This window comes from Bradyrhizobium arachidis (genome assembly GCF_015291705.1).
GTDB classification, from domain to species: domain Bacteria; phylum Pseudomonadota; class Alphaproteobacteria; order Rhizobiales; family Xanthobacteraceae; genus Bradyrhizobium; species Bradyrhizobium arachidis.
Genome location: NZ_CP030050.1, coordinates 4,231,566 through 4,255,979 on the forward strand (window position 1 = coordinate 4,231,566; position 24,414 = coordinate 4,255,979).

Sequence of the window (24,414 nt, forward strand, 5' to 3'; positions counted from 1 at the left end):
TGCCGGGGATCCTCACGCTTCGAGGAATTCCCGCCAACGGCGGACCAGATAGGTGTGCTCGTCCATGAATGTGTTCCACACGCGCACGCGCCCCATGCGAGTCGCATAAGAGCCACCCTCGCGCACGTGCCCGGCGGGAATCGCGGGCTCGCCGAAAGGATCGGGCAGGGCACGTGCGGCGGGCAGGCCATCATACCAATAGTCCCACTCGTCCTGCTCCAGATAGCTGCGCGCGCGTTCGGGGAAGAAGGCGTAATAGCCTTGACGCGAGAGGCACGCACTCGGCCAGCCCTCGGCCCACCAGTTCAGATAGGCGTAGGCTGCGTCGAGCGCCTTCCCATGCGTCGCCGACGAGATGCAGAGATCGGAATGCCAGCCGCGCCCCCCCTCGATGGGATTGGCAATGGTCACGGGCAATTTTTCCCGGCGCAGACGCGTCGCACCCGGCGTAAACATGCTCTGTACCAGCGCGCCGCGCTGCATGAGACGCGCGGCCTCCTCATAATTTGACCAGACACCGCGGAAATGGCCGAGCTTCTTGAGCTGGATCAGCGTATCGGCAACCAGATCGATGTCCTCAATGGAGAGATTGCCGATGTCGTCGAAGCTGATGTTCCGGGACGCTTCCGTCGCCAGAGCCGCCTCGATCATTCCGAGAACGGGATCTGACAGCAACCCGACATGGCCCCGCAACCGATCGTCAAACAACCAGCCCCAGCTTTCACGGGCAACCGGGCCGATCAGGTCGCGGACTGCCGGCTGATAGGCGAAGCAATCGACGCCGCGGAGAACCGGCAACATCGACACGTGACCGCTCGGTGCGGCTTCGAGCTCGCCGTCCGCCTGGACGAACAGTTTACGCGTGACGGTGGGGGGCGACAACGCATCAAGCGGAGGCCGCGAGATGGCGCGCAGGGCGGCGGCGCAGCTCAGGCGATCGAGCGCGATCGGCTGGATCGCCCTGGACGTCCAGATGAGATCGACCGTGTGCCATTGGTGATAGACATCGAAAGTCTCGGGCGCCGTGACCACGCGGCGCAGTCCATCCAGCGTATCGACGACGTCGAAGACGATGTCGATGTCGAGCGCGCGCGCAGCCTCGACCTTCAGCGGCTCGGGCACGAATTCCCGGCGAGCGATGACACGGAGGCGCGGGCGGCTCATATCAGTGGATTCGCGTGAGATACGGCAGATCGTTCGGTGCGTCGAAGATCGATAGGACCTTGAGTCTTGCCCGCGTGCGTTGGTGCTGAAGGTCGAGATGACGCCTCAATGCCTGTCCGGCGCCTTCGGGATCCCTGCGGGTGAGATGTGCAAGGACAATGTCATGCTCGTCGAGCAGGGCGGATTCGTCCTGCACGCCGATATGCTCACGGAACAGATCATCGACAACCGGCGCAATCTGCAAGTTCAAGACGTTGGCGACCATGCGGCGGTTACGGCATCCGCCCGGGAGTTCGCGGTGCAACGCCGCTTCGGCGGCGGCGATGTCTTCGATTGTCAGGACGTCGTCTCTCCTGCGCAACGTCTCGATCTCGCGCCGCATGACCAGCAGACGCTTCTGGTCGGCGCGCGGCGCCGCATCCATCAGCGCTTGCGGCTCGAGAAGGCGGCGCATTTCGTGCGTTTCGTCGAGCGCCCGGGCCGAGAGCGGGCCGACGATCCAGTGGGAGCTGCGGCTCTTCTCGACGTGCCCCTGTGTATCTAGCCGCGCAAGCACCTCGCGGGATACGGTGCGGCTGACTCCAAAATGGTCGCAGATTCCAGTCTCGGAAATCTGGAAGGTACCGAACGGAATCGCGCGCAGGACGCCCCGTTTGACCTCTTCGAGGATCGTTTCCCAACGAGGCGCCAGTGGCGTCGATTTGCCGCCCTCGAGCAGCGACAGATCGAGGTCCAGCAGATGCAGGTTTTCGCGCCCTGGCTGTCCAGCCTCCTGGACATTGCCGCCCACAACGTAGCCGTGCTGGGGATGGAGGATTAGGACACCTTCTTCCATGAGCTGGTCGAGTGCCCGGCGGACGGGCGGGGGGCTCAGTGCCAGCCGGTCTGCGACGGCGGCCGTATAGAGACGTGTTCCATGTGGAATCCGGCCCTGACGGATGTTCTCCTTCAGAAGAGTTCGAACAAGGCTGTAGTATCCCTTACTCCGCATGGTCCTTGAATATGGCGAGCGATTACCTGAGAAGATTGTTGATCCACTATTTCTAGAATGTGTTGCGGATCATTTGCAAGGACCGCCACTGCTGTTGGGGGGCGGTCGCGTTGCCTTTCTCGAACTCCCGCCGCCTTACCTTGCAGGCTGGTGCGAGCGGCTCTTGCTCGGTGCCGGGCCATTCCGACAAAAGGAAATCCAACTGCTGGTCCAAAGCGGGATCAACGACACGTTTGTCGGAATGGTCGTTGATTTTGCAATGGAATCATGTGTCTCTTAATCAGCGGGTCCCAAGTTCGAGGCGGCCAGCTAGCTGAAGTACGAGGGCATCATCTCGAAGGGAGCAGATGCTCCTTACTGATCGGAGCGGGCTGAAGCTTGGCAGAAGATCAAGGCCGTCCAGACTGCGCGCATCAGGTCGTCTAATTGACCTCCCAAGCCAGCAAAGCTTCTGGTGATAGTCTTCATTTGAAACCAGCAACGTCTCGCGCGACCATTACTCGACCGCCGTCGTCACGGCGATGGCCAAGCCAGTGAAGCGTTCTGGAGATGCGTTCATTGGATGGACATAGACTTGACCAAACGACGGCGCCGGACAGTGAGCGTGTACGCCAATAGCGCGGCACCGGTGCCCAGCCAGCGGGTAATTCCACCATCCACCCGTTGTAGTGCCGCGGCCTCTGCCGCGCTCGCCGAGTGGCAGGAAGAACTGCGCGCCGATCGCTGCCGGCGAACGATCAAAATCCCCAAATCACAGTTGTAACGCGCTTCGTCCGGGCTGAAACCATGCTGTGACCGGCTTGTCGCCTCATACCTGCGCACTTCGGCGAGGATGGCGGCTGCTGCGACGGAGTGTTCGGACTAACCCAGTCAGCCATTTCATGCGATCGGCGACTGAGGATGCCGAGCTGGGAGGTCGGCTTATTCGCGAGGGCGACTGGTTGATGCTGTCATATCTTTCGGCCAACAACGACGAGAGCGTGTTTGACAAACCGGAGCGCTTTCGGGTCGATCGCGACGGGTTCCCGCATTTCGCGTTCGGTGCGGGGGCCCATGCCCGCCTTGGACAGCATCTCGCTCGGCTGGAGATGCGCATCCTGTTGGACGAGTTGATCCCCGGCTCGACACTCTGGAGCTTGCCGGCGAACCGAAACGCTTCGCCTCCTCGTGGTCGGAGGCCCCAAGACGCTCCCGGTGCGATTCGTACTCCGGTAGCCTTGCGTGAGGAGGATCGGATATCGCCATCAGGGCGGCAACCAGCACTCCTCTGAAAAACCCGTCTTAAGCAGAGGCGCAATCATCTTCGGCGAACGAATATTCCAAGTTTGGAGCCAGCTCGCAAGTGACTCTCCTGTCAAGGCTATTCGTGCTGGTGGCCGTCGCGCTTTTGCCGGCGATCGCGCTCCAAGCGTACAACGAATTCGATCGTCGGCGCGCGCGCCAACTCGAAGTGCAGGACCATGCGCTCAGCCTGGCCAAGCTCGCGGCGGCAGACCAGCAACAAATCGTCCAGGGAATTCGTCAGGTCCTGGTCGCGCTGTCGGAACTCCCACAGATCAAGTCGAGGGATAGCTTGGGATGCACGACTTACCTCGCTGCGGTGAAGGAGCGGTTTCCTGCCTTCATTACCTTCTTCGCGACCGACTTGAACGGCGTGAGTTTTTGTCACACCGGCGATCAAAAGCAGATTGACGTTTCCAAGCGCGCCTACTTCGCGAGAGCGCTCGCGACCGGTGCATTCGCGGTCGGAGAATTCTCGATAGGTCTGGCGTCAGGCCGGAAGGTCATACTGTTTGCACTGCCGTTCTACGACGACAATGGGAGTATGGGCGGCGTTGTCGCTGCGAGTCTGAGCCTGGAGTGGCTCGCCGACGACATCGCTCAAAAGGGAGCTTCGAAAGGAGTCGCGCTCGCCGTCATGGACCGCAACGGAACCTATCTTGCCCGCTATCCCGACAACGACCGGTTTGTCGGTACAAAGATGCCCGGTGACAAACATTTGACGGTGGACGACCGCGGCGCGGTCGATATCGTCGATGTCGATGGCGTCGAGCGGATCGAAGGCTACTCCGCCCTTCAGGACGACTCCGGCGGGCTTGTTGTCAGCTTCGGCCTCGACAAGGCGCAGGCTTTCGCTGAGATCCGACGTGAAACGCTGCGCGACACATTCCTGATCCTCTTGAGCACCGCGCTGGTGTTGGCACTGGTGTCGTTGGGCGCCCGGCAGTTCATCCATCGCCCGCTTGGGCAGCTGGTCGATGCCGCGAACCAATGGCGGCTCGGTGAATTTTCCCGCCGCGTAGACATCAGCGGAAATGCAGAAATCGCGCGGGTGGCCGACGCGTTCAACACCATGGCGGACGCGTTGGAGCACCGTGAGCAGGAATTGTCCAAGGCAAAGGAGATAGCCGAGGAGGCGGCCGCCCGGATCACTACGATCTTTGAAAGCACAAACGACAGCGTAGTCATCATCGATCGGGACTGGCGCGTCAGCTATATCAACGGGCCCGCTTGGGCACAGGTCGCCGAGGGCCGCGATATCATCGGCATGACTCTGTTCGAGGCGTTTCGAGGCGACCGTGACAAGGAAATCTTGCACCAAATTCGGGAGACAGTGCCGGAGGATCATCCGTCGTTCGCCGAAGTGTACTGCCCGCGCCGGAGTATCTGGTACGCAATCAATGCGTTTCCTTCCAGCCAGGGCATCGCAATTTTTCTGCGCGATATCACCGAACACAAGCATGCCCTGGAGGCGCGCCGCCTGGCCGAGGAGCAGTTGCACCAGAGCCACAAGATGGAGTCCGTAGGCCAGCTCACTGGCGGAGTTGCGCACGACTTCAACAACCTGCTCACGGTGGTCTCCGGGAATCTCGAACTCGTCGAGGCGGCCACGGATGTCGGCAAGGTTCGCAAGTTCGCCGCGGCCGCACGGCGTGCCATTGACCGGGGGACAGAACTGACAGCGCAGCTTCTGGCGTTTTCACGGCGGCAAACATTGAACCCAAAGGTGGTCAACGCCAACCAGCTCATTTCCGCGTTTCAGGGGCTCGTTCGGCAGGCCGTCGGGGCGGCATGCGAGGTCAAGCTGCGGACCGATGATCAATTATGGCTGTGCCAGGTTGATCCGTCGCTGCTGGAAACCGCTCTCCTCAACCTGGTACTGAACGCACGTGATGCCATGCCGGATGGCGGTGTGCTCCAGATCGAAACGCGGAACATCGTGGCGGAAGAGGGCGCCATTGCGGGGTGTTTGGCGGGGGCCTACGTCAAGCTGTCCGTCACAGACACCGGGTGCGGGATGTCTCCTGAAGTGCTGGATCGGGTGTTTGAGCCCTTCTTCACGACCAAGGAGGTCGGCAAAGGGACCGGGCTTGGCCTCAGCATGGTCTATGGCTTTGTCCGACAGTCCGGAGGACACATTACCATTGAAAGTGCACCTGGAGCGGGAACCACGATTGCTCTGTATCTGCCTAAGGCCACGCAGAAACTTGAACCGGAGGAAGAAACCCGACAGGCTCAGGATATAGCAACCGGCTCGGAGCGAATCCTGTTGGTCGATGACAACGACGATATTCTGGAAGTCACGTCGGAAATGCTGACCGTACATGGCTATCAGGTTTCTTGTGCCCGGAGCGGCGCGGAGGCGCTTCGGATCCTTCAGAGTGACCAGGAATTTGAACTTTTGTTCAGCGATATCGTGATGCAAAAAGGTATGAGCGGAGTTGAGCTTGCTCGCGAAGCGAGGCGACTGCGGAAAGGCATCAAGATATTGCTCACGTCGGGTTACGCGAGAGATGTGTTGCAACGACATGATGCGGTGGATGAGTTTCCGATCATACGCAAACCTTTTCGCTCTGTAGACTTGGCGCGGAGCCTCCAGGAAGTCCTGCGCTGTGCAGGGTCCTCGTCAGCCGACCGATAAAGCCGGGGCAACTGTACTTGCTGCATTGTCGTTCGACCTTGATAGCAAATTGCCGGAGTTTCATCGTATCAATTTCAGCCCGTCATCAGGCAATAGGGCTGGAAAGCCTGAGCCTCGATATCATGAGGTCGCCACAGGAAGCATGAAAACATAGCCGACGCCGCGTTCGGCGCGGATGATCGAGGGGCTACCCCCGCTGTCCCCGAGCTTGCGGCGCAAGCGCATGACTTGCATGTCGATGCTGCGGTCGAATACGTCTTCGTGGACGCGCGTCGCTTGCAGCAGGTATTCGCGGGACAGCGGCCGCTGTGGTGCATCGAGGAATGCCGTCAATAGCGCATATTGCCCCTTGGTAAGGGCGACCGGTTCGCCTCGCGGATTGGTGAGGCGGCGCGTCCGCCGCTCGAGGCGCCATCCCCCAAAGCGAAGGCTGCCTCTCTCGCTTTCGCGTTGCCGTTTGGTCGGTTCCGCGTCTCGACGCCGCAAGATGGTGCGGATGCGGGCCAACAATTCCCTCAAGCTAAATGGCTTGGTGATGTAGTCGTCAGCTCCGAGCTCCAACCCGACGATACGGTCGATCTCGTCGGGCCGGTGCCCGGTCGTGATGATGACGGGTATATCGGATCGCGCGCGGAGTTCACGAAGCAGATCGAGGCCATCTTCTCGCCCGAGCCGCAAATCGAGCACGATCAGGTCGGGTTGGTTGCGCGCAAGCAGCGGTGCCACGTCACACAGCCGGGATGCGCAGATCACGCGGACGTCATTTTCCTCCAGATAATTCGCTACCAGGAGGCGGAGGGCGTCATCGTCCTCGACGAGGAGGCATGTGAACGTCGGGTGCTCTTTGCTGGGTGGGTCCGTTGGTCCAAGCGGTCCACCTGCCGCGCCGGCGAAAAGAACGGTTGTTCTATCGATACATTCGTCCATTTTATTTCTCCGACGCTCCCGGATCGCTTTGGGATGCGCCATATCGAATGCGCGTCTTGCGACGCTAGTCCGCGGATCAAGTAAGTGGCTGCGCCACCACAAGCGTTGGTTGCAGCGCTGATGCGAAAAGGTCGGTCGTGAAATCAATTCGTATCGATTTGCCAAATGGGCGCTTTAAGGGGCCGACTACGACCTTTCCGTTGGCAGCACGTGCACACGATTACATCGGTGCGCTGGTCGATTTCCGACTGCATGAACGCTTCGCCGGAAATGGAGAGGGCCTGGAAGTGACTTCCTTTCGATGGGGCGGGGTGCGGCAGCACCGCGCCCCAACGGCTCTCACTCAGGGAGGATCGGCGTCGGTGCTGGCCGAAACGCAAGGTGCCGTTCAATTTCGGCGCGGCGCGGTTCAAGTGACTCGGGCAAACAGAGGGATTGACCGAGATCTTCCCTATCCTCGTCTACAGTAAAGTCGCTGGGCGTCGAGACGGCACAGATATGGCCGTCGGGATCACGAAAATGGAAGAGCTTCGAATAGATTGCGTCCTGAATGCCGGAGACCTCGACGCCGGCGCGCTTCAGGCGTACGCGTTGATCGGCAAGCGCCGGCTCGTTTTCGACCTCCAACGTGAAATGATGGGAAAGACCGGTTCCGAGCCGTCCCGGAGCATAGTTGGGCAGGCCGAAGAATGTGATCACCGAACCGGGCGAAAGGTCTTGATCGCAGGCATAGTAGTAATGCGTTCCCCCCTTCTCGTCGAGGTAGTCGGTCCTCTTGATCAGATGCAGTCCAACTGTTTCGACGAAAAACTTCTCCGTTCGCTCTGCGTTGCTGGAAATTGACGTGATATGGTGGAAGCCACGCAACGCGTAATCATCGCCGATAACAGGCATCGGAGCCGGCCAGGTTTCTGACGCGATGGACAATTCGCTCCGGCCGCCGACCAGATTTTCCGCAGGCTGTTGCTTGAATTCCGATCCCAGAACAACTTCGTCATGACCGAAGCCGGGTTCCGACGTTGCGATTTCGATGATCGCGCCGTCCGGGTCGGGAAAATAGATCGCATGGAAGTAGTGTCGGTTATATGGGCCAGTGACATGAATGCCAAAGTCCGTAAGCCGCCGCTTCCACTTCAAAAGTCCGTTTCGATTAGGGACGTGAAGGGCAAGATGATGGTTGGTGCCGGCGCCCCAGCGCCCCTTGGGATCACCTGCGCGCGGGTTTGAAACAGCATCTGCCACGAGGGAGGGATCGGTAAATCCTTCCTTCGGCATCATGTAGAAGATCGGATTCCATTCGAGATAGGCTATGGTTTGCGATCGTGGCTCCTCCGCGAGGCTGTTGAAGCCGAAGGTGATCACTGGCAATCGTCCATCGAGATGGCTGACAGTGCGCTTGACAACGCGAAGACCGAGTATGAGCGTATAAAAATGCTCGACTCTTTGGAGATCCGAGCAGACGAAGGTCTGGCTGTTGACGCCGTTGATGATCATCTGATTCATGATTTTAGCTTCTCCTGTTGTTCTGCGCTAAGCCGGCTCTCCCAGCGAGGCGGACTTCCGATGTGGGCGATGATGGCAGCGGACAGCGCTCTTACTTTCCGGGCCAGAAAACGGTTCTGCGGATAAACGATGCAAAGGTCGTCCGGCACCAACTGCCAATCGAGATCGACGATCTGGACCTCCCGCGCCTCGATCGCCTTGTGAACGATGAAGAGGGGCAGCGCTGCAATCGCCACGCCGTCTTTCACAGCCGCCAGCTGGATATCGCCGCTATTGACCCTCATGCGGCTCTTTGGCGTCACGCTCTTGATCTCGTCGCCCCGGCGGAAAATCCATTCCGACTGAGCGGTGAGATTGGCATAGCTGACGGCGTAGTGGTTCTCGAGACTCTCGATCGAGTGGGGTTTTCCGTTCTCGGCAATGTAGCGCGGCGAGCAGACCACGACCCGATTGCTCAGCCCGAACCGGCGCACAATCAGCGCGGAATTCTTCAGCCTTCCAATTCGGACCGCCACGTCGAAGGAGTCGCCGACCAGATCATGCATGCGGTCGTCGAATTCGATCTGGAGATCGATCAAGGGATGGGTCTGTAAGAAAGTCGAAAACACGTCAGTCAGATGCAGTACAGCGAAACTCATCGGGGCGGCGATGCGGATCGTGCCGGAGAACTCATCCTGCCGATCGCTCACCTCTTCGGCTGCGAGCTGGAAATCCTCGGCGATTTTCTGGCAACGCTCAAAAAAATATTTACCGCTCTCGGTGAGGGCCTGCTGCCGCGTCGACCGGCTCAGCAGCCGGACATTCAGGGCTGCCTCCAGCGCGCTGAGGCGTTGACTGACGACAGACTTGGAGATGCCAAGACGCCGACCGGCTTCTCTCATGCTTCCCGCTTCGACGATTGCGATAAATGTCGTGATGACATCGATACGAAGGTTGGCGGGTTTCATGCCGTTCCGTGTGAGTTCTTGAGCAACTACACCTCCCTTTGATTCATCCCAACACGAGCCCCCTTTGGTCGACCTGTTACTTCCGCGTGATCTCTTCGCCGACTGCCCACTTCGAGAAGTAGCCATTGATGCGGAAGGCGGTGTGCTCCTTGAGAATGTCCATCACGCCTTCGGTGATGACCAGCCGCTTTCCGTCCGGTTGCCTCCACGGCGGAGACGAAGCTGGAATCGAGCCAGGCATTGATCGACGCGCGACCTGGATCGGATCATTGGAGAAGACATCCTTTCACGACCTCGGGCACGAAGGGGCCGGCGGAGGCGTTCGCGGTTACGGTCGTCAGCAAGGTCGGAAACTTGGAGAGCTTCGCAGCCATGGCGATGGTCTGCAGATTGCTTCCGAGTTTCAGGCGGTCATGGCTCTCAACGCCCATGAACATCTGCGGCTGTAAATCAATAACGAGCGCTGCGTCCTCGGGTGAGACATGCAGGAGGAAACTAGTCGGCATTGTCTTTCCTTTGAGTCGTGAGCACTTCGTTGCGGAAGAGTCATAAGCCTAAGGAGGGGCGGACAGTCCAAGTAGTGCTCTGCAGACATACTCTGTATCCGACAAAACCGGACAATTGTCGCTGTATCGCCGGTGCAGCCGGCCTTCTCCGCGGCGAGATCGGGGACCGACCGGGCGCGCGAATTGTGAGCATATGGCAAGACACTACAAGGCTGGCGCTGACGCTACAATCCGTAACATCTGTAACGAATTGGACCGCACTTGAAATGGCTTTGGTACGGCTCGGCAGCCAAGCTTCACGCCTGCTGTTGGGGAAGTCTTCACGAACAAGCGTCAGGACGGCCGGTATGTTGGAAAAGGCTCAGGATATTGATGGTGCCCTCCGTAGGCTCAGTGGCCAGATCGAAGGTCGGATCTCAACACAAGGCGATGAAGACTATAAGGCCGCCTGCGCCATCTGGGCGAAGCCGGTCGGGCGCCAGCCTCGTGCCATCGTCCATTGTCGGGCGCCGCAGGACATCCAGTTTGCCGTTGCGGCCGCGCGTTCTGCAGACCTTCGGCTGTCCGTGCGAGGCGGCGGCCATGATTGGGCCGGTCGCGCGTTGTGCGATGGGCTCGTGCTTGACCTTGGTGGTATGCGGGATGTGGTCGTTGAGGCCGACATTGCCTGGGTCTCCGGCGGGAGCCGTGCCTCCGATCTGCTCGCGGCGACCGATCCACTCGGGCTCGCCGCAGTGACAGGCTCGTGCAGTACGGTCGGCATGGCTGGGCTTACACTGGGGGGCGGCTACGGTCCGCTGAACGGACGTTTTGGGCTCGCGCTCGACAATCTGATAGCGGCCGACGTCGTCCTGTCGGACGGCCGGCTGGTGATCGCGGAGCGCGGGCGCAACGAAGACCTATTCTGGGCCTTGCGCGGCGGCGGCGGCAATTTTGGCGTGGTGACGGCTATGCGGATTCGGCTGCACCAACTGCCCTTTGTCGTTTCCGGCGCGCTGGTCTATCCGTTCTCGCAAGCCCGGGACGTACTTCGACGCTGCGCCGACGAGGCTCGCTTCGCGCCGGACGAACTGACGGTGCAGGTCGTCGCGGGGGCGGGGCCTGATGGCGCGCCGGTCATCATGATTGTGCCGACCTGGAGTGGTTCGCCCGACGAGGCCGACACCCATCTAGCGCCACTCCTTGAGCTTGGGACGGCGCTCTCCAATACGGTGGGAACGGTTCGCTACGGCGCTTCCGTGTCGCTGTTTGATCCGGCCATCGTGAATGGGCAGCGTGTGTTTATGGAAACGTGCCTGCTTCCCGTGCTCGACGAGGCTGGCATCGACATGCTTTTGAAAGCAATGGCGAATGCGCCATCGGCCGGCTGTTCCATGATCACCCATGAGTTCAAGGGAGCAGCCTCGCAGGTCCCATTGGAAACGACTGCGTTTGGCTTGCGTCGGGACCATGTGTCCATCGAAATCCTTGCGTCATTTGACGACGGATCGCGGACGGAAGAACGGCGGCATCGACAATGGGTACGTGAGGCCCGCGAGGCGTTTACGAATATCGCGCTTCCTGGCGGATACCCAAACATGCTGGGTGAGGGTGAGGTCGCGCGCGCTGCAGCGAGCTTTGGCCAGAACGCTGATCGACTGCTCAAGGCCAAGCGTCTTTATGACCCGGACAATGTGTTCCGGTCCGCTATCCCGCTGCCGATCGTTGCCGAAGCTCGGGCGCGCGAAGCATGACCACGCTCGCGACCGCATTGCTCGAGGGCCTGAAGAAGCCCGGCGCGCGAGATTTTCGGCATCCCGGGCGATTTCTCCGCGTTCAACGATCTCGACGACTGGCATTTCGCCAAGATCGCGCCGTCGCTCGGCGGCACCGGCGAGCGGGTGACGACGCGGCGCGTGCTCGCGGCCGCGTTGGAGCGGGCGGCACAGAACCGCGGCCGCTTCGCGCTGATCGAGGTGATGCTGCCCCGCGGGAGGACGTCGGACACACTGGCGCGGTTCGTCGCCGGCTTCAAGGCGGCGCGGGCGCCGGCGGACGCACACGGTGAATCCTGACCTGCCTGTCATTGTTGCGGGGCGTGCAGGGTAGGCAAAGGCAGCCCATGCCTCGCGCGCGGCACGGTGCGGGCAAGATCGCCGGCGGCAGACCGGGGCTAATTCAAGTTTCAGCCGGAGCAAGCAGCATTTCCTGTCCCAACGCAGCAACCGGGATTGCTGCTACGGCAAGTTTGAGAGATCAAATATGTTGGCAGACGTCGGCCATATTATTGTCGTCGATGATGATGCCGCTTTGCGGCAGATGGTGATCGGATATCTGGAAGAGCACAGTGTGCCGAGCAGGGCCGTATCCAGCCGGGCTGAACTGCATATTCATCTTCAACGAGCGGAGCCTGGTCTGATCATTCTCGACCTTCGTCTAGATCAGGACGATGGATTGGATATGCTGCGGGAAATTCGCGCACATTCCGATGTGCCTGTCATCATCACGACCGGGCACCGGCTCGACGAAAGCGACCGCATCGTTGGGCTCGAGCTCGGCGCCGACGACTACATCATCAAGCCATTCAGCCTGAGAGAGCTCCTGGCGCGAGTCCGCGCCGTGTTGCGGCGTCAGGAGATGGGGCGGGCCGCGCGTGCCCGTGAACCAGAACGCGGCGGCTATCGCTTCAACGGCTGGAAACTCGAACGTCGCGGCCGCAGTCTGATAGACGTCAACAACTCGCAGGTCCCCCTGAGCAAGGGCGAATACACCTTGTTGCTGGCTTTTCTTGAAGCGCCGCAACGCCCGCTGACGCGCGAGTACCTGCTTCAGGCGACCCGCGTCCACGAAGACATCTTTGACCGGAGCGTCGACGTTCAAGTGCTGCGATTGCGGCGGAAACTGGAGACCGACCCGAGCGCGCCGCGCATCATCCAGGCCGAGCGCGGCGTTGGTTACGTCTTCACCATTCCCGTCGAGCCGTTCTAGGATACGACATTGCAAGTGGATGCTACGCGCGAACGCGGACGGGCTCCCGAAGGATCCTGCGCGTGACGGAGGGAGACAGCAGTGATGGTGAAGACGTGGCGCCATGAGCTGCAGTTGTAAGCGCTTCTTGCAGTGGGCGTGACGGCCGCGTGACAGGGAAGCCTCCGCATATCTCCAGCAATATCGCGCCGGAGAAAATCCGAGGGTCGTCCATAAAAACCGGACGATGTGTTGCTATTTTTCCGCCTTTTGGACGAGTCGTCCACTCACTAGCTTTCGCTGCGCGCAAGCAGCTTGTTTGAGGCTTGGGCGCTCCGCCGCTGCGAAAATGTCGACTCAAAGGATTTTGACATGCACAAGAACGCCTTCACTCCCGAGAATGCCGCGATGGTGCTGATCGACCACCAGGTCGGTACGATGTCGTGGACGCACTCTCTCGATATCAATATCGTCAGGAAAAACGCGCTCAGGCTCGCACAAATCGCGAAGGCCCTGGAAATGCCGGCGGTGTTGACCTCGAGCATGGAGGATCAGGTCAGTTTCACCGGCCCGCTCATCTCGGAGCTCGAACAAATCCTGCCTCAGGCGTTTGCTGCAAGGATCAGGCGGCCGGGCATCGTCAACGCGATGCACCACGAAGGCTTCAACAAAGCCGTCAAGGCAACCGGTCGCAAGAAGCTTTTCGTGGCCGGTATCACCACCGAAATTTGTATCACTTTTCCAGTGCTGCAAATGCTGGAGGAGGGCTATGAGGTTCAGGTAGCGGCTGACGCCTCTGCTTCGTTTTCACAGCTCGGTCATGATCTGGCACTGCAGCGCATGCACAAGGCGGGCGCGGCTATCGTGACCGTTCCACAGATCGTCTCCGAGCTGGCACTCGATTGGACCAGCCCGAACGGCAAGAAGCTGGTTTCGATCATCGAATATTCGTGAGGCAGCGCGAACGCGCTCGCTCGAGATCGTCTTATGCCTCGAACATCCGTCGATTTACGCCGTTGGTCGTACGTTAATTCGAGCACGGCGTCGAAATCATCCTCCCGAGCTCGTCAGCTCTCGTGGTGTATCGCTGATTTGAAAAGACATTCTGCAGAATCTCGCGCGCTGTAGAACGGGACCGATGCTGGCAATCGAAAAATGAATTTTGCCACCATCGAATTGCAGGCTGGAACCTGCGGAAGGTGGCTCCGTCTCAGGCGAGACGGAGCAAGCCAGTAATATAGCCTTCGATGCGATTGCTCGTCCCGACGAGAACGTTGACGAGCGTACCGAGAAGGATGAAGGCTGCATCGGGCGAGTTGGTGGGCCTGTACACGGTTTGCTCTCGTGTCCGTGGCGTGTGCACCGATAATCCGAAGATGTGATTTTCACTTCCAATTTATGCCTATATGGCCCTAGAAGAGGCTGGCAGCGGAAGCCTCATCAAACCGGATTTCTCAATCGGTCCAATTACACATAGGGCCGACACGATGTGAAATATATCAGTAAAATGAATGGCTTAGATCGCAAATTCTCCGTGGCCCCCATGATGGATTGGACTGACCGGCACTGCCGGGTGTTCCACCGTCAGCTGACCCGGCGCGCGCTGCTCTATACGGAGATGCTGACCACCGGCGCCGTCGTTCATGGCGATCGGGAGCGGCTGCTCGGGTTCGATGCGTGCGAGCATCCCGTGGCGCTGCAGCTTGGCGGGTCGGATCCGCGCGAGCTCGCGCTTGCTGCGCGGATCGGCGAAGATTTCGGCTATGACGAGATCAATCTCAATGTCGGCTGTCCCTCCGACCGCGTGAAGGACGGCCGCTTCGGCGCCTGCCTGATGGCGGAGCCGGAGCTCGTGGCGCGATGCGTCGAGGCCATGAAGCACGCGGTCGGCGTTCCCGTGACGGTGAAGTGCCGCATCGGCATCGACGAGCAGGATCCGGAAGTTGCGCTCGATACGCTTGCGCGCGGGGTGGTCGCTGCCGGCTGCGACGCGCTGATCGTGCACGCCCGCAAGGCCTGGCTCAACGGTCTGTCTCCGAAGGAGAACCGCGACATCCCGCCGCTCGATTATGATCGCGTTTATCGCCTCAAGCGCGCGATGCCCGATGTGCCCATCATCATCAATGGCGGCGTCCCTGGCATCGACAAGGCCAGGGCACATCTCGATCACGTCGATGGCGTGATGCTCGGCCGTGCTGCCTATCAGGAGCCGTGGCGGCTGCTCAGCGTCGATCGCGACATCTTCGGCGAGGCGCCGCCGCATGCGACCATGCAGGACGCGTTCGAAGCGATGATGCCCTATATCGAGCAGCAGCTCGCCCGCGGCACGCGGCTGCACGCCATCACGCGGCATTTCGTCGGCGCATTCCACGCCGTGCCGGGTGCGCGCGCTTTTCGTCGCCATCTTGCCGAGCAAGGCGTCAAGCCGGGGGCCGGCGTCGAGGTGTTGCGTGATGCGATCGCGCGTGTCGGCGCGCGTGCGCCAGCGGAAGCGGCCGCGTAGCTCCAGTCAGATGAAGAGCCGGATCGCATAATCCGGCTCTTTCGATCCGTCTTAGCGGAACAGGTCGAAGTGGTAGTTCACGCCGACGCGGAAGGTGTGGAATTTCGGCGCGTTCCAGTCCGGCAGATCGTCGTGCTTGAACTCGGTGTAGAGATATTCGGCCTTGGCCGACCATTTCGGCAGGAACGCCCATTCGACGCCGCCACCTGCGGTCCAGCCCATCTTCATCTTGTTGATCGGGCCATCCTTCAATTCGCCGGTGGCCAGACCCGCGGTCCCGAAGAACAGCAGGCGTGAATCCATCGTCGCGATGCCGGCGCGGGCTCGGCCGGTCATGTACCAGGGCAGGCTCACCGCGGCACTGCTCAGCGCGTCGTGGTTCTTGATGTCCCCGCCTTCGAAATCGTTCTCGATGCCGACCACGAACATCGGCGAGATCTGGTAGTTGTATCCGATCTGCACGCCGCCGACGGCGCCCTTGACCTTGCCTCCGTTGGTGCCGACGAGATTGTTGAAGGCGTCGTCGCCGCTCTCGGCATAGCCGGCGTTGAAGCCCGCATAAAGACCCGTCCACGAGTACACCGGCTGCGGTGCCGTGTAGGCGGAGGAGGGCGCGGCATAGCGCGGCGACAGATCCGCAGCGCTGGCGCTGCCTGCGGCGAACACCGCGACAAAGGGCAGGGCGCGCATCGCGCAGCGTAAGGCGGCTGTGGCAGTCATGAGTCTCGATCTCCCATTTGGCCGCTCCCTGAAGGAGGCAGCGCTCGTCCAACCCCGATCCAGGAATGAGTTTATTATAAACCGACTAGGCGGTTTGTAAATAGTGCAAATGCCACACTTCTGCGCTTTCGCGGCAAGTTGTCCGAGGCTGTGGATGGGCCGGAGGGATTAATCCACCGCTGTGCGCGCGCGGCGATGGCCGCTCTGCAGCTCCGGGTAGCCGGTGAGCATCAGCTTGTCGGCGCGAACGCCCCAGCTCTCCAGGCGGTCGAGGAAACTCATGCCGAGCAGGTTGGTCTTCATCTGTCCGCGCTGCACGACGAGGGCCGGCACCGATTTTTCGACGAGGTGGCCGACCGCGAGGCGATCGAGCGTGAGCCGGGCCGCCTTGGTGTGGCCGCCCGCGGTTTCGAGATCGACGTCATATTCGAGCATCTCGAGCGGCAGTCCGATCGCCTTCGCGGTCTCCCAGGTCAGCACCACGGAGGTCGCCCCGGTATCGATCACCATCGGTGCGGCGACGCCGTTGATCTTGGCGCGCAGCGCGAATTCGCCGCCCTGGCCGCGCTGGATCTGCACGGCAGGGGGCGGGGAGGCGGTCTGCGCGCGGAACATTTGCGAGACCTTGTTGCTGGCGCGCACGATCTGGCTGGGATCGCCATAGGCGACAACGGCACCGGCCGTGCCGGCGAGCATGATGAGAACGAGCAGGAAGCGGATCATGGCGCGCCTCCGAGGGCACGCGAGGCGGTCAGGCGCGCTTCGGCGTTCCTGCGATCGGCGTCAGCCCGGCGTCCGTCATCCGCGCCGGCAGCAGCGCCATGACCGCGAGCCGTTCCGCGCTCTCCATGGCGTGCCAGCGTGCGATCTCCGGCAAGGTGCGGCCGCAGCCGAAGCACAGCTTGGTCTTGGGATCGATCATGCAGACGGCGACGCACGGCGTTTCTTTGCTCATTCGGACATAGTGGGGGATGGTCGGGCATCTCTGCAAGCATCTCGTTTAAGAGCCCGTGCCTGCGCTCATGATCGGCTTGTGCCGCGGCCGGCGCTTCTCGTCGGCAAGCGCGGAACTGTCCGGCTGGAGCGGCGGAGCCTCATCCGACATCGGCGCCAGCGCGCTCATCACGCGCTCCGGCGGGAAGGTGACGATCACCTCGGTGCCGATGCGCAGCTTCGATTTCAGCGTGAACGTGCCGCCATGCAGGTCGATCAGGTTCTTGGCGATGGGCAGGCCGAGCCCGGCGCCCTGTTCGGCCGACTTGATCGAGTTGGAGCCCTGGCCGAACGAGGCGAGCACGACCGGAATCTCGTCCTCGGGAATGCCCGAGCCGGAATCCTTCACCGAGAGATATTGTCCGCCCGAGGCGGTCCAGCCGGCCTTGAGCCAGATCTCGCCGCCTTGCGGGGTGAACTTGATCGAGTTGGAGAGCAGATTGAGCACGACCTGGCGGACCGCGCGCTCGTCGGCCCAAAGCCGCGGCATCGCCTGCTCGAACACTTCGTGGATCGTGATGCCGCGGCTGGACGCGCGCAGCTTCATCAGATGATGGCAGTCGGCGACGATGCCGACCAGCGACACCGCTTCCTCGTTCAGCTCGTAGCGGCCCGCCTCGATCCGCGACAGGTCGAGGATCTCGTTGATGAGGTTGAGCAGGTGCACGCCGGAATTATGGATGTCGGCGGAATATTCCTTGTACACGCCGACCGCATGCGCACCGAAAATCTCGCTCTTCATCACCTCGGAGAAGCCGAGGATGGCGTTCAGCGGCGTGCGCAACTCGTGGCTCATCTGGGCGAGGAAGCGCGACTTGGCGACATTGGCGGATTCGGCGCGGTGACGCGCCTCGTCCGAGATTGCTTTCGCCTGCTCCAGCTCGCCGATCAGCGCATCCTTCTCGGCGCGCGCCTCGAGCGTTGCGAAGGTGGAGGAGTGCAGGCGATGCGCCAGCAGCACGAAATAGCCTTCGGCTGCGATCGCGAGCGCCGCCAGGATATAATTGTCCAGCGAGCCGGTCATCACGAAGCTCAGCGCCATCGCGACCGCGACCGGCGCGGTGGCGGCGAGGGCCGCGATCGGCAAATTGGCGGCGAGCATGCTCGACACTGCGATCACCAGAAGCATCAGGAACATCATCAGCGTTTCCGTGACCATGTCGAGCACGGGATGGATCAGGATCGCCATCCAGCACAGGCCATAGAGCAGGTCGAGCAGGACGAAGCGCGTCCGCCAGGCGCGCGTCGATGTCGGCGAGGCGGGCTCGGCCAGAAAGCGCCGGCAGCTGCGGATCATCGCGGCGTGAATGCAGATCATGCCGCAGGTCCAGGCCGCGGCCGGGATCGGTTGCATCCACAACCCGAACAGCACACCGGTGGCAACCACCAGCAGCATCACGACATAGGAGGCCGACAGCCGGGTCTGCGCATATTGGCGCAGCATCTCGGCGTCGAAGGCCGGCCGGGTTCCGCTGGTCGACGTTAACTTGTCGCGCGCCTCGCGCACCCGCTGCGCGGCGGCCCTTCGGCTGCTCGCCGACGGAGCGCTGACCGGCTCGGCCGGAAGCTGAACTACCTCTGGCTTTTCAGCGGGGTTACTCATCGAAACAACAACGATTCCTGACCCGCGCGAGGCGGGCCTTCTGCATTCTCTATCTGTGGCAAGAAATCCTTAAGAGGTGACTTAAGGAGCTAAAGAATTGCGTTAACCGCGCGTTAATTTTCAGTCCGCTAACTGCCGTTCAATGCAGCGCAGCATGCTGTGCGACGTAGACGACGGCGCCCGCCAGATAGCCCGCAAGCGCCGGGCCGGCGATGCGGCGGGCGTACCAGAGGAACTCGATCCGCTCGAGCCCCATGGCGGCGACGCCTGCGGCCGAGCCGATGATCAGGATCGAGCCGCCAGTGCCGGCGCAATAGGCGATGAACTCCCAGATGAAGCTGTCTGGCGGGTAGTGGCCGAGGTCGTACATGCCCATGGTCGCGGCGACCAGCGGGACGTTGTCGATGACGGCGCTGAGCAGGCCGAGCACGACGACGATGATGTCCTGGCGGCCGATGGTCGCTTCCAGCCATCGCGCCAGCATCGTCAGCAGGCCCGCATGTTCGAGGCAGGCGACGGCGAGCAGGATTCCGACGAAGAACACGATCGAGCCCATGTCGATCCGCGTTAGCGCATGCGCCAGGGTGAGCGGATGGCGGACATGCTCGTCCTTGCCGCGGTGGACGATCTCGCCGACCAGCCAGACGATGCCGAGCCCGAGCAGCACGCCCATGAACGGCGGCAGATGCGTGACCGTCTTGAAGGCGGGCACGGCGATCAGCGTGCCGAGCCCGAGATAGAACATCAGGTTGCGCTCGAATGCCCCGATCACCTGCAAGCCGTCCTCCTTCGGCGGCGGCGCGATGGTCTTGCCCCTCACCAGGAAGCTGAGGAAGGCGAGCGGGACGAGCAGATTGACCAGTGAGGGCAGGAACACCGCGCCCATGATGTTCAGCGGCGTGATCTGCCCGCCGATCCACAGCATGGTCGTGGTGACGTCGCCGATCACGGTCCATGCGCCGCCGGCGTTCGCGGCGATGACGATGAGAGAGGCGAACAGCAGCCGGTCGTCGCGCTTGGCGATCAGCCGCTGGATCAGCGAGACCATCACGATGGTGGTGGTCAGATTGTCCAGGATCGCGCTGAGCACGAAGGCCACGAAGCCGACCAGCCACATCAGCCGGACCTGGCTCGTGGTGCTGATGCGGGAGGTGATGACCTCGAAGCCGTCATGGGCGTCGATGACCTCGACGATGGTCATCGCGCCGATGAGGAAGAACACGATCTGTGCGGTGGAGGCGACGGACTCGTTGAGCGCGTGGTTGACCAGCGCATGGTCGCCCGTGGTGACCGCGTAGACGGTCCAGAGCAATACGGCGCCGATCAGCGCCGTGGCACTCTTGTTGATCCCGAGCGGATGCTCGAGCGCGATCGCCGCATAGGCGACGACGAAGATGACGGCAATCGCGGTCAGCAAAGTGGGGACGGTCCCTCAGACGTCAGCGTTGCAGGCGCGCAAGCAGGCTCGACGTATCCCAGCGCTTGCCGCCCATCTTCTCGACCTCGGCGTAGAACTGGTCGACCAGCGCGGTCACCGGCAGGTTTGCGCCGTTGCGGCGGGCTTCGGCCAGCGAGATCGAGAGGTCCTTGCGCATCCATTCGACCGCGAAGCCGAAATCGTATTTGCCGTCGTTCATGGTCTTGTAGCGGTTCTCCATCTGCCAGGACTGCGCCGCGCCCTTGGAGATGGTCTCGATCACCGCGGCGACGTCGAGGCCGCTCTTCTTGGCGAAGTGGATGCCCTCGGAGAGGCCCTGCACGAGGCCGGCGATGCAGATCTGGTTGACCATCTTGGTCAGCTGGCCGCTTCCGGCGGGCCCGAGCAGCTTGCACATCCGCGCATAGGCAGCCGTGATGATCGGCTCGGCGCCGGCATAGGCATCCGGCGCACCGCCGCACATCACCGTCAGCACGCCGTTCTCGGCGCCGGCCTGGCCGCCGGACACGGGCGCGTCGACGAACTTGAAGCCGGCCTTGGTCGCGGCGGCATCGAGCTCGCGGGCGACTTCGGCGGAGGCGGTGGTGTGGTCGACGAAGGTCGCGCCCTTCTTCATGCCGGCGAATGCGCCGTCAGCACCGATCGTGACCGCGCGCAGGTCGTTGTCGTTGCCGACGCAGCACATCACGAAATCCTGGCCCTCGGCGGCGGCCTTCGGGGTCGGTGCGGTCTTGCCGCCGAACTTGTCCGCCCATTCCTTCGCCTTGGCCGCGGTGCGGTTGTAGACGGTGACCTCATGGCCCCCTTTTTTCACGAGGTGTCCGGCCATGGGGAAACCCATCACGCCGAGACCGAGGAAAGCGACTTTAGCCATGTGTGTGTCCGTAGCTTGAGTTTTACGGTTGCAGCCGGGCGAGGGACGCCAGCCGGGGGTCCTAAAGTTCCACATGAAGGGGAACGAGCGCACCATAAACCCTTGAGGCGGAAGGGCAACGGCTTCGTTTGACGCCCCCCTGTGCTAGGATGGCTGATCTCGGACCTTCAACAAGCACTTTAAAAAAAGGGAGCAAAGGCATGGGCGGCGTGAGCGTGGGCGTGCTCGATCATTTCAACATCCGGACCCGGCATCTGGCCGAGACGGTCCGCTTCTACGAGGACGTGCTCGGCCTGGAAAAAGGCCCGCGGCCGGATTTCGCCTTCCCCGGCGCCTGGATGTACAGCGAGGGCAAGGCGGTGGTGCACCTCGTCGATATTTCTCCGACCGCCGAGCCACAAAAGCCGGATTCCGGCGTTGTCCACCACGTCGCCTTCGTCAGCCGCGGGTTCGACGACATGAAGCAGCGGCTGGCGTCCAAGGGGATGAAGTTCGACTCCCGTCAGGTGCCCGGCGGCGACCTCTGGCAGATCTTCGTCCACGACCCCAACGGGGTCATGATCGAGCTCAATTACGAGGCCGCCAGCGAGCAGGGGGCCGCGCCCGCCGAGATGGCTGACGATATCGGCAGGCAGTAGCCTTTTGGCCGTTTCCGCTCTAATGGGGCATCTTAAAGTCCTGAGCATGATCTGGTCGGAAAACCGCTTCATGCTCTCTCCAGGAGATGCGCTTTGAGCGTGACGCAGCAACAGGTTCTCGACAGCCTCGCCCGGATCAAGTCGCCGCGCGGGGTCGCGCTCACCAATGCCAATGTGCTGAGCGCGATCAGCGCCTCGGACGGCAAGGTGTTCTTCTCGATCAATGTCGATGCCGCCGAGGCGCGGGCCTGGGAATCCATCCGGGCCGAGGCCGAGGCCGCCGTGCGCGCCATTCCCGGCGTCACCACCGTGATGGTGGCGCTGACCGCCGAACGCAAGCCGGGCTCCGCGCCGCCGCCACCCCCGCAGCCGAGCCGCGGCGCGCCGGGCGTGCAGCCGGTCCATGCCCACAAGCCGCCGCCGCAGGGCGGTGCCCAATCGCCGATGGCGCGGCAGTCAGAGATTCCCGGCGTTGCCGCGGTGATCGCGGTCGCCTCGGGCAAGGGCGGCGTCGGCAAGTCGACCACCGCGCTCAACCTCGCGCTCGGCCTGCGCGACCTCGGCCTCAAGGTCGGGCTGCTCGACGCCGATATCTACGGCCCTTCGGTGCCGCGCCTGACCGGCCTGCGCGACAAGCCGGAGCTGAACGCCGAGCGCAAGATGATTCCGCTCCGCCGCTTCGGCCTCGCGATCATGTCGATCGGCTTCCTCGTGGAGGAAGAGACCGCGATGATCTGGCGCGGGCCGATGGTGATGTCGGCGGTGACGCAGATGCTGCGCGACGTCGCATGGGGCCAGCTCGACGTGCTGGTCGTCGACATGCCGCCGGGCACCGGCGATGCCCAGCTCACGCTGGCGCAGAACGTGCCGCTCAAGGGCGCGGTGATCGTCTCGACCCCGCAGGACCTGTCCCTGATCGACGCAAGGCGGGGACTTGCGATGTTCAGGAAGGTCAACGTGCCCGTGCTCGGCATCGTCGAGAACATGAGCTATTTCCAGTGCCCGCATTGCGGCACCAAATCCGACATCTTCGGCCATGGCGGCGCCCGCCACGAGGCCGAGAAGCTCGGAGTACCGTTCCTGGGCGAGATACCCTTGCACATGGCGATTCGGGCCACCTCGGACGCCGGCAATCCCGTCGTCGACAGCGAGCCGGACGGGCCCCATGCGGCGATCTACCGCGCCATTGCGGGACAGGTCCGGGACCAGCTCAAGGGCGTGATCGCCGCAGCCTGAGGCTGCAAGGGCAATCCGTTGGGGACATGCGACTTTCGTAGAGCCCCGTCATGCCATTGTCGCGTTCCGAAAGCGCCCCGTCCGTGTTAAACGCCCACGGCAGTCAAGCCCCTTCGGTTCGACGCGGCCTGAACGCGTCGCCGGAATGAGCGGCGGCACAAAGAGAAGTTGAGGGGAAACGCCCCAGCAAGGAGAGACCTGAAGATGAAGCGTCGTGATTTCCTGAAAGTGTCGGCAGCAGGCGCGGCGGCGACCGCCGCGGTAGCCTCGCCGGCGATCGCGCAATCCTCGCCCGAGATCAAGTGGCGCATGACCTCGAGCTTCCCGAAGTCGCTCGACACCATCTATGGCGGCGGCGAGCAGGTGGCGAAGTACGTCGCCGAGATGACTGACAACAAATTCCAGATCCAGGTGTTCGCGGCCGGTGAAATCGTCCCCGGCCTGCAGGCGCTCGATGCGACCTCGAACGGCACGGTCGAGATGTGCCACACCGTGTCCTACTACTACGTCGGCAAGGACCCGACCTGGGCGATCTACGCCTCGGTGCCGTTCGGCCTCAATGCGCGCCAGCAGAACTCCTGGTGGTACCAGGGCGGCGGCGAGCAGCTCGGCAACGAGTTCTTCAAGAAGTCGAACGTGATCGGCCAGCCCTGCGGCAACACCGGCACCCAGATGGGCGGCTGGTTCCGCAAGGAGATCAAGACCGTTGCCGATCTCTCGGGCCTGAAGATGCGCATCGGCGGCATCGCCGGCCAGGTGCTCCAGAAGGTCGGCGTGGTGCCGCAGCAGCTCGCCGGCGGCGACATCTACCCGGCGCTGGAGAAGGGCACCATCGACGCGGCCGAGTGGGTCGGCCCCTACGATGACGAGAAGCTCGGCTTCGCCAAGGTCGCCAAGTACTACTACTACCCGGGCTTCTGGGAAGGCGGTCCGACCGTCCACGCCTTCACCAACCTCGACAAGTGGAATTCGCTGCCGAAAAACTACCAGGCGATCCTCACCAACGCGATGGCCAATGCCAACAGCTGGATGGCCGCGCGCTACGACATGCAGAACCCGGGGGCGCTGAAGCGTCTGGTCGCCGGCGGCACGCAGCTTCGTCCCTTCACCAACGAAGTGCTCGAGGCCTGCCTCAAGGCGACCAACGAGCTGTGGGCGGAGATCTCGGCCAAGAACCCCGACTTCAAGAAGTCGATCGACGCCATGCAGGCCTACCGCTCAGACGAATATCTGTGGTGGCAGGTCGCCGAATACACCTATGACAGCTTCATGATCCGCTCGCGCACCCGCGGCTGATCGTTCGAGCACGTCGCAAGACGACAGAGCCCGGCCTCGTTCGCGAGGCCGGGTTTTTTCGTTGGTGCGGAGGGGGCTCAAAACAAAATAGCGAAAACAACCCCATGCACAGTAGAGACGAGATGAGGGCGGGCTCGCTCGTCGATGCTGCCAACAGCTTGACCGAACGGGGCAATTCAGCGGTACACGTGCGATCACGGAGCAGCC

At 62.1% G+C, this 24,414-nt stretch carries 22 protein-coding genes and 2 pseudogenes; 10 read left to right on the forward strand and 14 right to left on the reverse strand.

Features of this window, described 5'->3' with window-relative positions:
* Positions 1-12: 12 nt before the first annotated feature.
* The 3 genes and pseudogenes from WN72_RS19435 to WN72_RS47885 form a co-directional block, all read right to left on the reverse strand.
* Positions 13-1,164, reverse strand: a complete 1,152-nt coding sequence (locus WN72_RS19435) for an ABC transporter substrate-binding protein (RefSeq protein WP_092216388.1) — start codon at positions 1,162-1,164, stop codon at positions 13-15.
* A 1-nt stretch (position 1,165) separates the two neighbouring features.
* Positions 1,166-1,999, reverse strand: a complete 834-nt coding sequence (locus WN72_RS19440) for a GntR family transcriptional regulator (protein ID WP_244553763.1) — start codon at positions 1,997-1,999, stop codon at positions 1,166-1,168.
* 12 nt (positions 2,000-2,011) lie between these two features.
* A pseudogene (locus WN72_RS47885) lies at positions 2,012-2,155 on the reverse strand (hypothetical protein); the annotation flags it as partial.
* 881 nt (positions 2,156-3,036) lie between these two features.
* On the opposite strand from WN72_RS47885, the gene WN72_RS19445 reads away from it, so the two are divergent.
* Both WN72_RS19445 and WN72_RS19450 read left to right on the forward strand, forming a co-directional pair.
* Positions 3,037-3,426 (forward strand): cytochrome P450, encoded by a 390-nt coding sequence (locus WN72_RS19445; RefSeq protein ID WP_092216390.1) that lies wholly within the window; start codon positions 3,037-3,039, stop codon positions 3,424-3,426.
* Between the two features lie 95 nt (positions 3,427-3,521).
* Entirely contained in the window at positions 3,522-6,077 is a 2,556-nt protein-coding gene (locus WN72_RS19450) for an ATP-binding protein (RefSeq protein ID WP_244553764.1), read from the forward strand.
* Positions 6,078-6,197: 120 nt separating this feature from the next.
* On the opposite strand, the gene WN72_RS19455 is transcribed toward WN72_RS19450, so the two are convergent.
* The 5 genes from WN72_RS19455 to WN72_RS19475 form a co-directional block, all read right to left on the reverse strand.
* Positions 6,198-7,004, reverse strand: coding sequence for a response regulator (locus WN72_RS19455; protein ID WP_244553765.1), 807 nt, complete (start codon positions 7,002-7,004; stop codon positions 6,198-6,200).
* A gap of 339 nt (positions 7,005-7,343) precedes the next feature.
* Complete coding sequence (locus WN72_RS19460) at positions 7,344-8,507, reverse strand: VOC family protein (RefSeq protein WP_092216393.1); 1,164 nt, start codon at positions 8,505-8,507, stop codon at positions 7,344-7,346.
* Positions 8,504-9,454 (reverse strand): LysR family transcriptional regulator, encoded by a 951-nt coding sequence (locus tag WN72_RS19465; protein WP_167380840.1) that lies wholly within the window; start codon positions 9,452-9,454, stop codon positions 8,504-8,506. The genes WN72_RS19460 and WN72_RS19465 overlap by 4 nt, the downstream gene beginning before the upstream one ends.
* Positions 9,455-9,530: 76 nt before the next feature.
* On the reverse strand, positions 9,531-9,695 hold the full coding sequence (locus tag WN72_RS19470) for a hypothetical protein (protein WP_167380841.1): 165 nt from the start codon (positions 9,693-9,695) through the stop codon (positions 9,531-9,533).
* A gap of 25 nt (positions 9,696-9,720) precedes the next feature.
* Entirely contained in the window at positions 9,721-9,960 is a 240-nt protein-coding gene (locus tag WN72_RS19475) for a cysteine hydrolase family protein (RefSeq protein ID WP_167380842.1), read from the reverse strand.
* A gap of 347 nt (positions 9,961-10,307) precedes the next feature.
* Here WN72_RS19475 and WN72_RS19480 point away from each other — a divergent pair, with 347 nt between their 5' ends.
* From WN72_RS19480 to dusA, 5 genes and pseudogenes are all read left to right on the forward strand, one after another.
* Positions 10,308-11,693 (forward strand): FAD-binding oxidoreductase, encoded by a 1,386-nt coding sequence (locus tag WN72_RS19480; protein WP_244553766.1) that lies wholly within the window; start codon positions 10,308-10,310, stop codon positions 11,691-11,693.
* A 75-nt stretch (positions 11,694-11,768) separates the two neighbouring features.
* A pseudogene (locus WN72_RS19485) lies at positions 11,769-12,014 on the forward strand (thiamine pyrophosphate-dependent enzyme); the annotation flags it as partial.
* A 187-nt stretch (positions 12,015-12,201) separates the two neighbouring features.
* The gene (locus tag WN72_RS19490) at positions 12,202-12,927 is read left to right on the forward strand and encodes a response regulator (RefSeq protein WP_092216396.1); all 726 of its coding nucleotides are present in this window, start codon (positions 12,202-12,204) and stop codon (positions 12,925-12,927) included.
* Between the two features lie 351 nt (positions 12,928-13,278).
* Positions 13,279-13,860, forward strand: coding sequence for an isochorismatase family protein (locus tag WN72_RS19495; protein WP_092216397.1), 582 nt, complete (start codon positions 13,279-13,281; stop codon positions 13,858-13,860).
* Between the two features lie 589 nt (positions 13,861-14,449).
* A complete protein-coding gene (gene dusA / locus WN72_RS19500) occupies positions 14,450-15,409 on the forward strand; it encodes a tRNA dihydrouridine(20/20a) synthase DusA (RefSeq protein ID WP_244553767.1) in 960 nt (319 codons plus the stop codon).
* A gap of 51 nt (positions 15,410-15,460) precedes the next feature.
* On the opposite strand, the gene WN72_RS19505 is transcribed toward dusA, so the two are convergent.
* From WN72_RS19505 to WN72_RS19530, 6 genes are all read right to left on the reverse strand, one after another.
* Positions 15,461-16,129, reverse strand: coding sequence for an outer membrane protein (locus WN72_RS19505; RefSeq protein ID WP_092216399.1), 669 nt, complete (start codon positions 16,127-16,129; stop codon positions 15,461-15,463).
* A gap of 168 nt (positions 16,130-16,297) precedes the next feature.
* Positions 16,298-16,852, reverse strand: coding sequence for a TIGR02281 family clan AA aspartic protease (locus tag WN72_RS19510; RefSeq protein WP_092216400.1), 555 nt, complete (start codon positions 16,850-16,852; stop codon positions 16,298-16,300).
* Positions 16,853-16,880: 28 nt separating this feature from the next.
* Complete coding sequence (locus tag WN72_RS19515) at positions 16,881-17,084, reverse strand: DUF1289 domain-containing protein (protein WP_027557203.1); 204 nt, start codon at positions 17,082-17,084, stop codon at positions 16,881-16,883.
* A 45-nt stretch (positions 17,085-17,129) separates the two neighbouring features.
* Positions 17,130-18,725, reverse strand: a complete 1,596-nt coding sequence (locus WN72_RS19520; RefSeq protein ID WP_092216401.1) for a sensor histidine kinase — start codon at positions 18,723-18,725, stop codon at positions 17,130-17,132.
* A 139-nt stretch (positions 18,726-18,864) separates the two neighbouring features.
* A complete protein-coding gene (nhaD, locus tag WN72_RS19525) occupies positions 18,865-20,142 on the reverse strand; it encodes a sodium:proton antiporter NhaD (protein WP_027557205.1) in 1,278 nt (425 codons plus the stop codon).
* A 22-nt stretch (positions 20,143-20,164) separates the two neighbouring features.
* Positions 20,165-21,037: an NAD(P)-dependent oxidoreductase gene (locus WN72_RS19530; RefSeq protein WP_027557206.1), complete on the reverse strand. Its 873-nt coding sequence runs from the start codon at positions 21,035-21,037 to the stop codon at positions 20,165-20,167.
* Between the two features lie 200 nt (positions 21,038-21,237).
* Here WN72_RS19530 and WN72_RS19535 point away from each other — a divergent pair, with 200 nt between their 5' ends.
* The 3 genes from WN72_RS19535 (at position 21,238) to WN72_RS19545 (ending at position 24,207) form a co-directional block, all read left to right on the forward strand.
* Positions 21,238-21,675: a VOC family protein gene (locus tag WN72_RS19535; RefSeq protein WP_027557207.1), complete on the forward strand. Its 438-nt coding sequence runs from the start codon at positions 21,238-21,240 to the stop codon at positions 21,673-21,675.
* 93 nt (positions 21,676-21,768) lie between these two features.
* A complete protein-coding gene (locus WN72_RS19540) occupies positions 21,769-22,911 on the forward strand; it encodes an Mrp/NBP35 family ATP-binding protein (RefSeq protein ID WP_092216402.1) in 1,143 nt (380 codons plus the stop codon).
* 204 nt (positions 22,912-23,115) lie between these two features.
* The gene (locus WN72_RS19545; RefSeq protein WP_027557209.1) at positions 23,116-24,207 is read left to right on the forward strand and encodes a TRAP transporter substrate-binding protein; all 1,092 of its coding nucleotides are present in this window, start codon (positions 23,116-23,118) and stop codon (positions 24,205-24,207) included.
* The last annotated feature ends 207 nt before the right edge of the window (positions 24,208-24,414 follow it).

What these genes read in the sequence shown, in the direction of transcription:
- WN72_RS19490 (WP_092216396.1), top strand. Translation starts at nt 12,202, where the DNA reads ATGTTGGCAGACGTCGGCCATATTATTGTCGTCGATGATGATGCCGCT.
- dusA (WP_244553767.1), top strand. Translation starts at nt 14,450, where the DNA reads ATGATGGATTGGACTGACCGGCACTGCCGGGTGTTCCACCGTCAGCTG.
- WN72_RS19510 (WP_092216400.1), bottom strand. Translation starts at nt 16,852, where the DNA reads ATGATCCGCTTCCTGCTCGTTCTCATCATGCTCGCCGGCACGGCCGGT.
- WN72_RS19470 (WP_167380841.1), bottom strand. Translation starts at nt 9,695, where the DNA reads ATGCCTGGCTCGATTCCAGCTTCGTCTCCGCCGTGGAGGCAACCGGAC.
- WN72_RS19455 (WP_244553765.1), bottom strand. Translation starts at nt 7,004, where the DNA reads ATGGACGAATGTATCGATAGAACAACCGTTCTTTTCGCCGGCGCGGCA.
- WN72_RS19475 (WP_167380842.1), bottom strand. Translation starts at nt 9,960, where the DNA reads ATGCCGACTAGTTTCCTCCTGCATGTCTCACCCGAGGACGCAGCGCTC.
- WN72_RS19545 (WP_027557209.1), top strand. Translation starts at nt 23,116, where the DNA reads ATGAAGCGTCGTGATTTCCTGAAAGTGTCGGCAGCAGGCGCGGCGGCG.
- WN72_RS19480 (WP_244553766.1), top strand. Translation starts at nt 10,308, where the DNA reads ATGTTGGAAAAGGCTCAGGATATTGATGGTGCCCTCCGTAGGCTCAGT.
- WN72_RS19515 (WP_027557203.1), bottom strand. Translation starts at nt 17,084, where the DNA reads ATGAGCAAAGAAACGCCGTGCGTCGCCGTCTGCATGATCGATCCCAAG.
- WN72_RS19530 (WP_027557206.1), bottom strand. Translation starts at nt 21,037, where the DNA reads ATGGCTAAAGTCGCTTTCCTCGGTCTCGGCGTGATGGGTTTCCCCATG.
- WN72_RS19495 (WP_092216397.1), top strand. Translation starts at nt 13,279, where the DNA reads ATGCACAAGAACGCCTTCACTCCCGAGAATGCCGCGATGGTGCTGATC.
- WN72_RS19535 (WP_027557207.1), top strand. Translation starts at nt 21,238, where the DNA reads ATGGGCGGCGTGAGCGTGGGCGTGCTCGATCATTTCAACATCCGGACC.
- WN72_RS19460 (WP_092216393.1), bottom strand. Translation starts at nt 8,507, where the DNA reads ATGAATCAGATGATCATCAACGGCGTCAACAGCCAGACCTTCGTCTGC.
- WN72_RS19440 (WP_244553763.1), bottom strand. Translation starts at nt 1,999, where the DNA reads ATGGAAGAAGGTGTCCTAATCCTCCATCCCCAGCACGGCTACGTTGTG.
- WN72_RS19505 (WP_092216399.1), bottom strand. Translation starts at nt 16,129, where the DNA reads ATGACTGCCACAGCCGCCTTACGCTGCGCGATGCGCGCCCTGCCCTTT.
- WN72_RS19435 (WP_092216388.1), bottom strand. Translation starts at nt 1,164, where the DNA reads ATGAGCCGCCCGCGCCTCCGTGTCATCGCTCGCCGGGAATTCGTGCCC.
- WN72_RS19445 (WP_092216390.1), top strand. Translation starts at nt 3,037, where the DNA reads ATGCGATCGGCGACTGAGGATGCCGAGCTGGGAGGTCGGCTTATTCGC.
- WN72_RS19465 (WP_167380840.1), bottom strand. Translation starts at nt 9,454, where the DNA reads ATGAAACCCGCCAACCTTCGTATCGATGTCATCACGACATTTATCGCA.
- WN72_RS19520 (WP_092216401.1), bottom strand. Translation starts at nt 18,725, where the DNA reads ATGAGTAACCCCGCTGAAAAGCCAGAGGTAGTTCAGCTTCCGGCCGAG.